The 13057-nt window shown below is 50.1% G+C and carries 12 protein-coding genes, 1 tRNA gene and 1 other RNA gene; 12 read left to right on the forward strand and 2 right to left on the reverse strand.

The genetic code is table 11. The features are described 5' to 3' along the window. The first annotated feature begins 11 nt into the window (after window positions 1-11). From C7B16_RS11650 to dppF, 10 genes are all read left to right on the forward strand, one after another. The gene (locus C7B16_RS11650; protein ID WP_107179727.1) at window positions 12-1067 is read left to right on the forward strand and encodes a fimbrial protein; all 1056 of its coding nucleotides are present in this window, start codon (window positions 12-14) and stop codon (window positions 1065-1067) included. Between the two features lie 5 nt (window positions 1068-1072). Continuing rightward, window positions 1073-1603 carry a long polar fimbrial protein LpfE gene (gene lpfE / locus C7B16_RS11655; RefSeq protein ID WP_001253844.1) on the forward strand — a complete coding sequence of 177 codons (531 nt, stop codon included), beginning with the start codon at window positions 1073-1075 and terminating at the stop codon, window positions 1601-1603. Window positions 1604-1955: 352 nt separating this feature from the next. After that, window positions 1956-3647 (forward strand): kdo(2)-lipid A phosphoethanolamine 7''-transferase, encoded by a 1692-nt coding sequence (gene eptB, locus C7B16_RS11665; protein ID WP_001269273.1) that lies wholly within the window; start codon window positions 1956-1958, stop codon window positions 3645-3647. Window positions 3648-3738: 91 nt separating this feature from the next. Next, a tRNA-Pro gene (locus tag C7B16_RS11670) sits at window positions 3739-3815 on the forward strand. A gap of 33 nt (window positions 3816-3848) precedes the next feature. After that, window positions 3849-3983, forward strand: a non-coding RNA gene (locus tag C7B16_RS11675) — RtT sRNA. Between the two features lie 708 nt (window positions 3984-4691). Beyond that, the gene (dppA, locus tag C7B16_RS11685) at window positions 4692-6299 is read left to right on the forward strand and encodes a dipeptide ABC transporter substrate-binding protein DppA (RefSeq protein WP_107179728.1); all 1608 of its coding nucleotides are present in this window, start codon (window positions 4692-4694) and stop codon (window positions 6297-6299) included. 306 nt (window positions 6300-6605) lie between these two features. Beyond that, entirely contained in the window at window positions 6606-7625 is a 1020-nt protein-coding gene (gene dppB, locus C7B16_RS11690; protein ID WP_000938852.1) for a dipeptide ABC transporter permease DppB, read from the forward strand. A gap of 9 nt (window positions 7626-7634) precedes the next feature. Continuing rightward, complete coding sequence (dppC, locus tag C7B16_RS11695; protein WP_000084684.1) at window positions 7635-8537, forward strand: dipeptide ABC transporter permease DppC; 903 nt, start codon at window positions 7635-7637, stop codon at window positions 8535-8537. Between the two features lie 10 nt (window positions 8538-8547). Then, a complete protein-coding gene (gene dppD, locus C7B16_RS11700) occupies window positions 8548-9531 on the forward strand; it encodes a dipeptide ABC transporter ATP-binding protein (protein WP_001196443.1) in 984 nt (327 codons plus the stop codon). Then, window positions 9528-10541: a dipeptide ABC transporter ATP-binding subunit DppF gene (gene dppF / locus C7B16_RS11705; protein ID WP_000107039.1), complete on the forward strand. Its 1014-nt coding sequence runs from the start codon at window positions 9528-9530 to the stop codon at window positions 10539-10541. Before dppD ends, dppF begins: the two co-directional genes overlap by 4 nt. A gap of 173 nt (window positions 10542-10714) precedes the next feature. Here the strand turns inward: dppF and C7B16_RS11710 are convergent, their stop codons facing one another. After that, on the reverse strand, window positions 10715-11986 hold the full coding sequence (locus C7B16_RS11710) for an amino acid permease (protein WP_001153786.1): 1272 nt from the start codon (window positions 11984-11986) through the stop codon (window positions 10715-10717). A 176-nt stretch (window positions 11987-12162) separates the two neighbouring features. Beyond that, a complete protein-coding gene (locus tag C7B16_RS24805) occupies window positions 12163-12393 on the reverse strand; it encodes a hypothetical protein (RefSeq protein WP_181244195.1) in 231 nt (76 codons plus the stop codon). 74 nt (window positions 12394-12467) lie between these two features. Here C7B16_RS24805 and C7B16_RS11715 point away from each other — a divergent pair, with 74 nt between their 5' ends. Together C7B16_RS11715 and C7B16_RS11720 are read left to right on the forward strand one after the other, a co-directional pair. Further along, a complete protein-coding gene (locus C7B16_RS11715; RefSeq protein ID WP_000170974.1) occupies window positions 12468-12575 on the forward strand; it encodes a type I toxin-antitoxin system toxin Ldr family protein in 108 nt (35 codons plus the stop codon). 373 nt (window positions 12576-12948) lie between these two features. Continuing rightward, on the forward strand, window positions 12949-13056 hold the full coding sequence (locus tag C7B16_RS11720; protein WP_000170974.1) for a type I toxin-antitoxin system toxin Ldr family protein: 108 nt from the start codon (window positions 12949-12951) through the stop codon (window positions 13054-13056). Window position 13057: the final 1 nt, after the last annotated feature.

Raw genomic sequence — 13057 nt, forward strand, 5'->3', positions numbered from 1 at the left:
GGAGGGATAAGATGATGAAGCTATTAAAGCTATTATTTTCAGCAATTATGATGTTTTCAGCTTTTAATGCGATGGCTGCTGATTGGGGACCATGTACATCGACTTCAGGTGTTCATGATTACCCGGTCAATTTTGATATTGATATTATGGATGCCAGCAAAAATAAAGCGGGCACTGAATTAAAATTAATTTACTCATGGGCTGGTGTTGGGCAGCCTTTTAGTTTTATTTGTGAGTGCCCTGATACTTATAAGACGGAAAAAGATACACTAATTAAAGTCGAGAGTAATTTATCTAAGGCAACGCGAAAAATAAACAGTGAGCAATACTACCGGTTAACCGAAGAGCTGGAAGTGATGACAATGATTCAAGGGCCAAATATGTTATTTCATGTGCCAGGGAATAATGCGCAGGTTCCTAATTTAAATAACTCATCTCAAGATTGTGTGGGAAAAAATTTAGGTCAGTTTGGTAGTGGTGGTTATTTGTCTTTTTATATTGCAAAACCTGTTCAGGGTGAAGTTGAAATACCCTATACACAAATTGCAACATTATATGCATCAAAGAAGAAAAACACCTATAGGGACCCACTTTCTACCGTCAGTATTGCAGGGAAATTACGTTTCTCACAAGGTTGTAAAATTAATGCGGGAACTGTGCTGGATGTCCCCTTTGGTGAATTTTCACCTTCCGCATTTAGAAATAAACGAGGTGCTATGCCGGACGGTGGAACGGAGAAAGAAATTGATCTCCAGTTTGATTGTGAGAATATTGCTAATGGAATCCAGGTTTCTCTAAGGATTGAAGGCTCATCAAACCTGGCAGATTCTCGGGCCATCGATATGGGGAACCCGGATATTGGTGTATTGGTGAAAGATCCAAACGGTAATATCCTGAAACCTAATGATGCAAATAGCAGTACAAACTTAACTCTGGGTCAGAATGATTCCCAACAGCATCGCGCAGCGACAATTAAGTTAAAAGCGGAACCCATTAGCACGACAGGAAATGCTCCTGCGACTGGACAATACAGTGGTGTTGCGACGATTTTTCTGGATATGGAGTAATAGCAATGCGAAGGAATATATTACTCGTTTTATTACCGCTTTTAGCCCTGACAAGCTGTATCAATGTAGAAGCTAAAACCAGCTTGGGTGAAGTAGGAAAGCTGACATTTTCTCTTGCTGTTGTGGCAAAAGGATGTGAGTTTGAGTCATCTGATCTGGAAGTTGATATGGGGAAAATGACACTGACAAAGCCAATCTCGGTTGGACAGGTTTTAAAAGAACGCAATTTCGCGATCAGTTTAAAAGATTGCGATGGCACCGCGAAGGCTAAAGTCACAATGGATGGGCTTCCCGATGCGAGTGACTCTTCCCTTTTTGCCCTTGATCCTGGAGGCGCGGCGGGCGTTGCCCTCAAAATTGTTGATGGTAAGGGTACACAACAAATTCCGAAGGTGGCTGGTGGGGCAGAGATTGAGTGGCCCGTGACTGGTGCTACATCACAGCTTGATTACGCCGCGAGTTATGTGGTGGTGAATGCTAACGCAACATCCGGCATTGCAAATGCATTGGTCAACTTTTCTGTAGAGTACGAATGATCCCTTGCGCTTTCTATGTTCACTAAAGAGGCGGGCCTTCTGTAAAAATGCTCAATGCTTATTGCTATAGATGGCCAACCTGATGCAGACAACCTGAGTTTTTTTGCTCTGAAGGGTGCCATTTAAATGGTCCTTTTAAGCGTTCAATTTACAAAAAGTATCCTTTCATACTTGTATTTTTGTAAATTTGTGCTTCATGTACACTCTTTCCCCACACTTTTTCCTTTTGCTGTGGTTTACTTGTCTGCGTGTGCAGATTTTCTTTATCTGACAACCTCCGCACTTTTCCCCTGCCTGGCCTGAAAAGCTATTATGCAGGGTGTTATCACCTGTTTTTCCAGGGTTTGTTTGCATGAGATATATCAAAACGATAACGCAGCAAAAGCTAAGCTTTTTGCTCGCTGTCTATATCGGTCTGTTTATGAATTGCGCAGTCTATTTCCGTCGGTTCGATGGTTATGCGCACAATTTTACTTTTCTTAATGGTGTATCGGCGGTTATCGAACTGGCCGGTACTGTCCTGGCTACCTTCTTCTTTTTACGCTTAATTTCACTCTTCGGCAGAACAGTCTGGAAAGTGTTGGCCTCGTTGCTGGTGCTGGTCTCTGCCGGAGCCAGCTACTACATGACATTTATGAACGTCATGATTGGCTATGGGATTGTCGCTTCGGTGATGACTACCGATATCGATTTGTCGAAAGAAGTAGTTGGCTGGTCGCTTATCGCATGGATTGTACTGGTGAGTATTATCCCGTTGATACTTATCTGGATGAACCGCTCACAAGACACCTTCTGGCGTCAGCTTTGTACACCGAAAACACGTTGGCGTAGTGCGCTCACCGTGCTGCTGGCGGGTCTACTGGTATGGGGACCTATCCGTCTGATGGACGTCGCTCAAAAGCGTGCAGACCGCATGGCTGGGGTGGATATGCCAAGTTATGGTGGGGTGCTGGCGAACTCGTATTTACCTTCGAACTGGCTTTCTGCGTTGGGGCTGTACGCCTGGGCACAGGTGGATGAATCTTCAGATAATCGTTCGTTGATGAATCCGGCGAAAAAATTCACTTATACCCCGACGCAAAATCTCGACGACACCTATGTAATTTTTATTATTGGTGAAACCACGCGTTGGGATCATATGGGGATGCTGGGCTACGAGCGTGATACCACGCCGAAGCTGGCAAAAGAGAAAAATCTGGTGATGTACCGTGGTTATTCTTGTGATACCGCGACTAAATTATCACTACGCTGTATGTTTGTCCGCGAAGGCGGAACGGAAGATAACCCACAACGTACGCTCAAAGAGCAGAACGTATTCGCAGTTCTCAAGCAGTTAGGCTTTAGCTCGGATTTGTACGCCATGCAGAGCGAGATGTGGTTCTACAGCAATACCATGGCTGACAACATTGCCTATCGTGAGCAAATTGCGGCTGAGCCACGTAACCGCGGGAAAGCGGTGGACGATATGTTGCTGGTCAATGAAATCGAGCGTTCTCTGGAGAAAAAGCCAGAAGGCAAGCATCTGATTGTGCTGCATACCAAAGGGTCGCACTACAACTATACTCAGCGTTATCCCCGTCAGTTTGCCCAGTGGAAACCAGAGTGCTATGCAGTTGATCGTAAATGTCCACGAGCACCGATGATTAACTCATACGATAACTCTATAACCTACGTTGATCATTTTATCGACACAGTGATTGACAAATTCCGCGATAAGAAAGCTATTATTTTCTACGCGGCGGATCACGGTGAGTCGATTAACGAGCGCGAACACTTGCATGGTACACCACGCGAATATGCACCGCCGGAACAGTTCCGTGTACCGATGATGGTCTGGATGTCGGATAAATATCTGGAAAATCCGGCCAACGCGCAGGCATTTGCACAGTTGAAAAAAGAAGCGGAAATGAAAGTACCGCGCCGCCATGTAGAGCTGTACGATACCATCATGGGCTGCCTTGGTTATACTTCACCGGACGGTGGCATTAACGAAAACAACAACTGGTGTCATATCCCGCAGGCGAAGGACGTTGCAGCCAACTAAATGGTCTGCCGACTTTCTCACCGATCAAAAGGCATTTTGCTATTAAGGGATTGACGAGGGCGTATCTGCGCAGTAAGATGCGCCCCGCATTCGGTGATTGGCGCAGCCTGGTAGCGCACTTCGTTCGGGACGAAGGGGTCGGAGGTTCGAATCCTCTATCACCGACCAATTTAGAAAAACCAGCCTACGGGCTGGTTTTTTGCTTTCTGCGGTTTGAAGAGGATGAGAACCTCCGGGGGCAGAGAGGTTCGACTCAAGCGAAGCGAGAGAACGTTGCGCCAGCAACGGCCCGCAGGGCAAGCCACGAAGTGGCGAGTAATCCTCTATCACCGACCAAATTCGAAAAGCCTGCTCAACGAGCAGGCTTTTTTGCATTTGTGCCCGCTCGAACTCAGGCCAGATAAGCCGCGCCAGCGTCGCATCAGGCAAATGTGTCAGCCCATTGTCGGATGCGGCGTAAACGCTTTATCCAATCTACACACCACGCATTTCACTGCCAAATTTGCGCCCCATATCTCACTATCCATTAACGGATTTGTGACATATTCCATTGTCTTTTTTTATATTTGCTTAAATCTTTTCTTGCGTTACTTATGGCTGGCGCTGGCATTTTCCGCTGTGCGCTTTAACGTTCGCGGTATTAATCGCTCAGATAACCACCATTCCATCAGATTTTTTTCATTATCTGCCTAAAACTTAATCACCAGTTGTTGCGAAATATTAAGGTGATTGTTCTGGTTATGTTGGCATAGCACAAATTTCTCTGCTGCAAATAGCCTTGCGAAGTTTTTTTAATCTTTGTTTGTGGAATCTCACCGTTGTTGTAAATCCCGGTTGGCTGTATTGACGTTTTCACATTCTGTTGACAGATTGTAGGTCATGAGGGGCATTTTATGGAGGATCCGCACTGTTACACTGATGTAAATAAGTACGGCATCCCCACCTCTTTACGTTGACCCGACCGGGCAAAAAACAAAAAAGGTCAGGCAGCGACAACCCACTGCAAAGGGTTAAAACAACAAACATCACAATTGGAGCAGAATAATGCGTATTTCCTTGAAAAAGTCAGGGATGCTGAAGCTTGGTCTCAGCCTGGTGGCTATGACCGTTGCAGCAAGTGTTCAGGCTAAAACTCTGGTTTATTGTTCAGAAGGTTCTCCGGAAGGGTTTAACCCGCAACTGTTTACCTCTGGTACCACCTATGACGCCTCTTCTGTACCGCTTTATAACCGCCTGGTTGAATTTAAAATCGGCACCACCGAAGTGATCCCCGCCCTCGCTGAAAAGTGGGAAGTCAGCGACGACGGTAAAACCTATACTTTCCATCTGCGTAAAGGTGTGAAGTGGCACGACAACAAAGAATTTAAACCGACGCGTGAACTGAACGCCGATGACGTGGTGTTCTCGTTCGATCGTCAGAAAAATGCGCAAAACCCGTACCATAAAGTTTCTGGCGGCAGCTACGAATACTTCGAAGGCATGGGCTTGCCGGAGCTGATCAGCGAAGTGAAAAAGGTGGATGACAACACCGTTCAGTTCGTGCTGACTCGCCCGGAAGCGCCGTTCCTGGCTGACCTGGCAATGGACTTCGCCTCTATTCTGTCAAAAGAATATGCTGACGCGATGATGAAAGCCGGTACGCCGGAAAAACTGGACCTCAACCCAATCGGCACCGGCCCGTTCCAGTTACAGCAGTATCAAAAAGACTCCCGTATTCGTTACAAAGCGTTTGATGGCTACTGGGGCACCAAACCGCAGATCGACACGCTAGTCTTCTCTATTACCCCTGATGCTTCCGTGCGTTACGCTAAGTTGCAGAAGAACGAATGCCAGGTGATGCCGTACCCGAACCCGGCAGATATCGCCCGCATGAAGCAGGATAAATCCATCAACCTGATGGAGATGCCGGGGCTGAACGTTGGCTACCTCTCGTATAACGTGCAGAAAAAACCACTGGATGACGTGAAAGTTCGTCAGGCATTGACCTACGCGGTGAACAAAGACGCGATCATCAAAGCGGTTTATCAGGGCGCTGGCGTGGCAGCAAAAAACCTGATCCCACCAACTATGTGGGGCTATAACGACGACGTTCAGGACTACACCTACGATCCAGAAAAGGCGAAAGCTTTGCTGAAAGAAGCGGGTCTGGAAAAAGGCTTCTCCATCGATCTGTGGGCAATGCCAGTACAACGTCCGTATAACCCGAATGCTCGTCGCATGGCAGAGATGATTCAGGCTGACTGGGCGAAAGTGGGCGTACAGGCCAAAATCGTCACTTACGAATGGGGTGAGTACCTCAAGCGTGCAAAAGATGGCGAGCACCAGACAGTAATGATGGGCTGGACTGGCGACAATGGGGACCCGGATAACTTCTTCGCCACCCTGTTTAGCTGCGCTGCTTCTGAACAAGGCTCTAACTACTCAAAATGGTGCTACAAACCGTTTGAAGATCTGATTCAACCGGCGCGTGCTACCGACGACCTCAACAAACGTGTTGAACTGTATAAACAAGCGCAGGTGGTCATGCACGATCAGGCTCCGGCACTGATCATCGCTCACTCCACCGTGTTTGAACCGGTACGTAAAGAAGTTAAAGGCTATGTGGTTGATCCATTAGGCAAACATCACTTCGAAAACGTCTCTATTGAATAATTAAAAGCCATACGAGACTGATGACAAACGCAAAACTGCCTGATGCGTTCCGCTCATCAGGCCTACGAGAATTTTGCAATGCATTGAGTTTGCAAGATTTTGTAGGCCGGATAAGGCGTTAACGGCGCATCCGGCATGAACAAAGCGCACTTTGTCAACAATCTGTATACCCGGTGGCGCTGGCCTCTGCGCACAGCGCCATCCGGTAGCAATACTTCATTCCCTGTCCGATAAGGACAGGAATTGATTGGTGAGCAATGCAGACACGCAGTTCCAGGCTGTGCGTCACTACAGAGAATCCGGGTTATGTTGCAGTTTATTCTCCGACGTTTGGGACTCGTCATCCCCACGTTTATCGGTATTACCCTTCTCACTTTTGCCTTTGTCCACATGATCCCCGGCGATCCGGTGATGATCATGGCTGGCGAACGTGGGATCTCCCCAGAACGTCATGCGCAACTGCTGGCTGAACTCGGCTTAGATAAACCGATGTGGCAGCAGTACCTCCACTACATTTGGGGCGTTATGCATGGCGATTTAGGCATTTCGATGAAAAGCCGCATCCCGGTTTGGGAAGAGTTCGTGCCGCGCTTCCAGGCCACGCTGGAACTTGGCGTCTGCGCGATGATTTTTGCGACCGCGGTCGGCATTCCGGTTGGTGTGCTGGCGGCAGTTAAACGGGGTTCCATTTTCGATCACACGGCGGTTGGTCTGGCGCTGACCGGCTATTCAATGCCGATCTTCTGGTGGGGCATGATGCTGATCATGCTGGTTTCAGTGCACTGGAACCTGACGCCGGTCTCCGGTCGCGTGAGCGACATGGTGTTCCTCGATGACGCTAATCCATTAACCGGTTTTATGTTGATCGACACCGCCATCTGGGGTGAAGACGGTAACTTTATCGACGCCGTCGCACATATGATCTTACCTGCGATGGTGCTGGGTACGATTCCGCTGGCGGTTATCGTTCGTATGACGCGCTCCTCGATGCTGGAAGTGCTGGGCGAAGACTATATCCGCACCGCTCGCGCCAAAGGCCTGACCCGCCTTAGGGTGATTATCGTCCATGCGCTGCGCAACGCCATGCTGCCGGTGGTGACCGTGATCGGCCTGCAGGTGGGCACGCTGCTGGCGGGGGCGATTCTGACCGAAACCATTTTCTCCTGGCCGGGTCTGGGGCGCTGGTTGATTGACGCGCTGCAACGCCGCGATTATCCGGTAGTGCAGGGGGGCGTATTGCTGGTGGCGACGATGATTATCCTCGTCAATCTGCTGGTCGATCTGCTGTACGGCGTGGTGAACCCGCGTATTCGTCATAAGAAGTAAGGGAACATCATGTCACAGGTTACTGAAAATAAAGTGATTACTGCACCGGTGCCGATGACCCCGTTACAGGAGTTCTGGCACTATTTTAAACGCAACAAAGGCGCAGTCGTCGGGCTTGTTTACGTGGTCATCGTGCTGTTTATCGCGATTTTTGCCAACTGGATTGCGCCGTATAACCCGGCGGAGCAGTTCCGCGATGCGCTGCTCGCCCCGCCAGCCTGGCAGGAAGGCGGCAGCATGGCGCATTTGCTCGGCACCGATGACGTCGGTCGCGATGTGATGTCGCGCCTGATGTATGGTGCCCGGCTGTCACTGCTGGTCGGTTGTCTGGTGGTGGTATTGTCGCTGATTATGGGCGTTATTCTCGGCTTGATCGCTGGTTACTTTGGCGGTCTGGTCGATAACATCATCATGCGCGTGGTCGATATCATGCTGGCGCTGCCAAGCCTGCTGCTGGCGCTGGTGCTGGTGGCTATCTTCGGCCCATCTATCGGCAACGCCGCGCTGGCATTAACCTTTGTCGCCCTGCCGCATTACGTCCGTTTGACGCGCGCTGCCGTGCTGGTGGAAGTGAACCGCGACTATGTGACGGCTTCCCGCGTGGCGGGGGCTGGGGCGCTGCGCCAGATGTTCGTCAATATTCTCCCTAACTGCCTTGCACCACTGATTGTTCAGGCGTCGCTCGGCTTCTCTAACGCCATTCTCGATATGGCTGCCCTCGGCTTCCTTGGCATGGGCGCGCAACCGCCAACGCCGGAATGGGGCACCATGCTCTCCGATGTATTGCAGTTCGCGCAAAGTGCCTGGTGGGTCGTGACCTTCCCGGGTCTGGCGATCCTGCTGACGGTGCTGGCATTTAACCTGATGGGTGACGGTCTGCGTGACGCGCTCGATCCCAAACTGAAGCAGTAAGAGGTTCGAGATGGCGTTGTTAAATATAGATAAATTATCGGTGCATTTCGGTGATGAAAGCGCACCATTCCGCGCCGTAGACCGCATCAGCTACAGCGTGAAACAGGGCGAAGTGGTTGGCATTGTTGGCGAGTCTGGTTCTGGCAAATCGGTTAGTTCGCTGGCGATTATGGGGCTGATTGATTATCCCGGTCGCGTGATGGCAGAAAAGCTGGAATTTAACGGTCAGGATTTGCAGCGTATTTCGGAAAAAGAGCGCCGCAACCTGGTCGGTGCCGAAGTCGCGATGATCTTCCAGGACCCGATGACCAGTCTCAACCCGTGTTACACCGTTGGTTTCCAGATTATGGAAGCGATTAAGGTGCATCAGGGGGGTAACAAAAGCACCCGCCGTCAGCGAGCAATTGACCTGTTGAATCTGGTCGGCATCCCCGATCCGGCATCGCGTCTGGACGTTTACCCGCATCAACTTTCCGGCGGGATGAGCCAGCGTGTAATGATCGCGATGGCAATTGCCTGTCGGCCAAAACTGCTGATTGCCGATGAACCGACCACCGCGCTGGACGTGACCATTCAGGCGCAAATCATCGAACTGCTGCTGGAGTTACAGCAGAAAGAGAACATGGCGCTGGTATTGATTACGCATGACCTGGCGCTGGTGGCGGAAGCGGCGCATAAAATCATCGTGATGTATGCCGGTCAGGTGGTGGAAACGGGTGATGCCCACGCTATCTTCCGTGCGCCACGTCATCCATATACCCAGGCATTGTTGCGTGCGTTGCCGGAATTTGCCCAGGACAAAGAACGTCTGGCGTCGTTACCTGGTGTGGTTCCCGGAAAATACGACCGCCCGAACGGCTGCCTGCTTAATCCGCGCTGCCCCTATGCCACTGACAAATGCCGCGCTGAAGAACCGGCGCTGAATATGCTCGCTGACGGGCGTCAGTCCAAATGCCATTACCCACTTGATGATGCCGGGAGGCCCACACTATGAGTACGCAAGAGGCCACCTCGCAACAGCCATTGTTGCAGGCTATCGACCTGAAAAAGCATTATCCGGTGAAGAAAGGTATGTTCGCGCCGGAACGTCTGGTGAAGGCGCTGGACGGCGTTTCGTTTACCCTTGAACGCGGCAAAACGCTGGCGGTGGTGGGAGAATCTGGCTGCGGTAAATCGACCCTCGGTCGGTTGCTGACGATGATCGAAACGCCGACCGGCGGCGAACTGTATTACCAGGGGCAGGATCTGCTCAAGCACGATCCGCAGGCGCAGAAACTGCGTCGGCAGAAAATCCAGATCGTCTTCCAGAACCCCTACGGTTCGCTGAATCCACGTAAAAAAGTCGGGCAAATTCTCGAAGAGCCGCTGCTGATTAACACCAACTTAAGCAAAGAACAGCGTCGGGAAAAAGCCCTGTCGATGATGGCGAAAGTCGGCCTGAAAACCGAGCATTACGACCGCTATCCGCATATGTTCTCCGGCGGACAGCGTCAGCGCATCGCCATCGCCCGTGGGTTGATGCTTGACCCGGACGTGGTGATTGCCGACGAACCGGTTTCCGCGCTGGACGTCTCGGTGCGTGCGCAGGTGCTCAACCTGATGATGGACCTACAGCAAGAGCTGGGGCTTTCTTATGTCTTTATCTCGCACGACCTGTCGGTGGTGGAGCACATTGCCGATGAAGTGATGGTGATGTACCTGGGGCGCTGCGTGGAGAAGGGAACGAAGGAGCAAATCTTCAATAACCCGCGTCATCCGTACACTCAGGCGCTGCTCTCTGCGACGCCGCGCCTGAACCCGGACGATCGTCGCGAACGCATCAAGCTCACCGGTGAACTGCCAAGCCCACTGAATCCACCGCCGGGTTGCGCCTTCAACGCTCGCTGTCGTAGACGTTTCGGCCTCTGCACACAGTTGCAGCCGCAGCTAAAAGACTATGGCGGTCAACTGGTGGCCTGCTTTGCTGTTGATCAGGATGAAAATCCGCAGAAGCCAGTTGTATAACCCACCCGATGAGACCGGTTTTCATGCCGGTCTCATATCAAAAATAATCTTTTAGTGTTTTACATATCGAATACATGTCTTTTTTGACCCTTTTTGTGACTCAGGAGCATATCCAGGCTGTACTGCAATGCTATCGACATCGTCTGGGGCTGCTGTGAGCAGCCCCGTTGCTTTTACTCAATCAACTTCAACAGTGGCGACAAGCACAGCAAAATACCGTACAGCAGAATCAGCCAGGTTTTAAACCCGCGAAGTTTTTCCAGTTGTGCGACTTTATAGATCAGGAAAAACGGAATGAGGCACGACACAATGCCATATAACGGACTTCCTAACTGAAAGAACACCAGCACCGATACCCGAAATGAAACCCAAATGGTCAACGTAATGACGATAAAAGCGCAAATTGCCAGTGTCAGCATGCGTGAGTTAATTTTCTGGGTATCAATAATTCGGCTTAACAGATTGATAATAATGCCTTTAATGGCCTCGTGGAATCCAAGGTAAATGCCAAAGAAAGCGGTAAGTACAGCAAAGATATTCAACACCGTAGAGGTGATATGGATGATATGCCCGGGGATCACCTGAGCGGCCAACGCCAGTGCTGAGATATTTTGCTCAAACGCGGAAACCGCCTCTTCATGGCTAATCGAAAAGGTAAACGAAAAGGCAAAAAACAGAATTACTGCGATGAGCGTGATATAGCTAATCCGGTGAGTACGCAGTGCGAGTCGCGTTGCCAGTATTTTATTTGCTTCCCGTTTACGGTAGGCAATATTCATCGGGTTAAGCACCTGAATAAATACCGCAGAAAAGAAGCAAAAAGGAATCGTGAGCAGGACATCGCGGAAGAAGACAGAAGCCTCCGGAAAAGCGGTTATATTGGCGAAATTCCAGTGGGGGATCATTGCAAAACCGAACACCACAATAATGCCCACTTTGACCACTACCATTGGCCCGGAAATCTTAAACAACAACCGTTCTCCACCGGAAGCGATAGCGACCAGTATGGCGAAAATAGCCACTTTATAGACTAAAGATTGTGAAAGATCGGTATCAGTCAACCCGAAGGTTTTCAGATATGAAGCACTGTCGAAAACCACAGATAAGGAATAGATAAAAATTCCGTGGATAATCATCAAAAAGTAAATGACGCCGAGGAATATTCCCCAGTTCTTCCCCAGGTAATGACTGATAATATCGGTGTAGTCATTACAGGAGTCACTTTCAGAAAGTGTTTTTAAATAAATATCCTGTACTACCCAGGTTGCCGGATAAGCAATAATGGCTGCGGTGATAAATACCCAAATTCCCTTCAGCCCAATTTGTACTGGCATCAGCACCGTTCCGGCACCAATTGCCATTCCTATGCATAATAAAACCCAGCCGAAGTCGTATCGCGTAAATGGCAATTTCTGATCGCGTAGTTGTAATGTGTTGTCCTGCATAAAGTCCTGTCCAGAAAGAAGTCAGCCCCGCAAAGATGGTTATCCCCCGTTTCTCTTGCGCAACAGGCGGAGAAGTCGAATACGCAGTGTGCTAAGAATGAGGCAACAGATTCACCGGGGAGAATCGCGAGGAGGCGCAATTCTACAAAATTGCGCATTTCACTACCAGCCTGGTGTCAGATCGCGGGTAATGCGGACAGTGAAAATTCTGCAAACATGAAAATAAGCTGGAATGCATCGCGCAAAGTGAAAAACAGGCAGATACCAAGGGCAGAAAGCGTCAGTAGAATCAGCGGCAAGCCGGAGGGTTCCGGTGAGGCGCAATGTTGCGGGGGCTTTATCCCTGGTGGCATTGGTTGCTGGAAAGAGAAAACCCCCGCACGTTGCAGATATATACCTGACAACATCACGGGGGCCATTCTTGAACCTACACAACTCAAGAATAGCCGCGAAACGTTGTTATTACAACACAGGCGGCTATATGACGCTCGCGCAGTTAGGCATGGCCTTCTGGCACGATTTAGCGGCTCCGGTCATTGCTGGCATTCTCGCCAGCCTGATCGTGAGCTGGCTGAATAAGCGGAAGTAACATGCCATGCGGGCGTCGGCTGCCGTAATGGCAATTTGCGCCCGAACCAGGCCGCAGGGATAAAACTCTGCGGTCTTTTTCGTGAGAAAAATGCAACGGCTGCAAGCCGATAATATTCTGCGGAATGCGCAGCACAGAGTGAAAAATTGAGATATTTCAGGACAGATACGCTGCCGTAGAATCAGCGGCAAGCCGGAGGGTTCCGGTGAGGCGCAATGTTGCGGGGGCTTTATCCCTGGTGGCATTGGTTGCTGGAAAGAGAAAACCCCCGCACGTTGTAGGTATATACCTGACAATATGACGGGGGTCATTCTTGACTCTAGCCCATTCAAGAATAGCCGCGAAACGTTGTCATTACAACACAGGCGGCTATATGACGCTCGCGCAGTTAGGCATGGCCTTCTGGCACGATTTAGCGGCTCCGGTCATTGCTGGCATTCTCGCCAGCCTGATCGTGAGCTGGCTGAATAAGCGGAAGTAAC

Origin of the sequence: Escherichia sp. 20412-1 (assembly GCF_003027595.1) — a bacterium.
Classification (GTDB): domain Bacteria; phylum Pseudomonadota; class Gammaproteobacteria; order Enterobacterales; family Enterobacteriaceae; genus Escherichia; species Escherichia marmotae.

Bases quoted from the DNA above. Each gene is read 5' to 3' on its own strand.
- eptB (WP_001269273.1), top strand. From the start codon at position 1,956: ATGAGATATATCAAAACGATAACGCAGCAAAAGCTAAGCTTTTTGCTC.
- C7B16_RS11710 (WP_001153786.1), bottom strand. From the start codon at position 11,986: ATGCAGGACAACACATTACAACTACGCGATCAGAAATTGCCATTTACG.
- C7B16_RS24805 (WP_181244195.1), bottom strand. From the start codon at position 12,393: ATGTTGTCAGGTATATATCTGCAACGTGCGGGGGTTTTCTCTTTCCAG.
- dppD (WP_001196443.1), top strand. From the start codon at position 8,548: ATGGCGTTGTTAAATATAGATAAATTATCGGTGCATTTCGGTGATGAA.
- dppF (WP_000107039.1), top strand. From the start codon at position 9,528: ATGAGTACGCAAGAGGCCACCTCGCAACAGCCATTGTTGCAGGCTATC.
- C7B16_RS11715 (WP_000170974.1), top strand. From the start codon at position 12,468: ATGACGCTCGCGCAGTTAGGCATGGCCTTCTGGCACGATTTAGCGGCT.
- dppA (WP_107179728.1), top strand. From the start codon at position 4,692: ATGCGTATTTCCTTGAAAAAGTCAGGGATGCTGAAGCTTGGTCTCAGC.
- C7B16_RS11720 (WP_000170974.1), top strand. From the start codon at position 12,949: ATGACGCTCGCGCAGTTAGGCATGGCCTTCTGGCACGATTTAGCGGCT.
- dppB (WP_000938852.1), top strand. From the start codon at position 6,606: ATGTTGCAGTTTATTCTCCGACGTTTGGGACTCGTCATCCCCACGTTT.
- dppC (WP_000084684.1), top strand. From the start codon at position 7,635: ATGTCACAGGTTACTGAAAATAAAGTGATTACTGCACCGGTGCCGATG.
- C7B16_RS11650 (WP_107179727.1), top strand. From the start codon at position 12: ATGATGAAGCTATTAAAGCTATTATTTTCAGCAATTATGATGTTTTCA.
- lpfE (WP_001253844.1), top strand. From the start codon at position 1,073: ATGCGAAGGAATATATTACTCGTTTTATTACCGCTTTTAGCCCTGACA.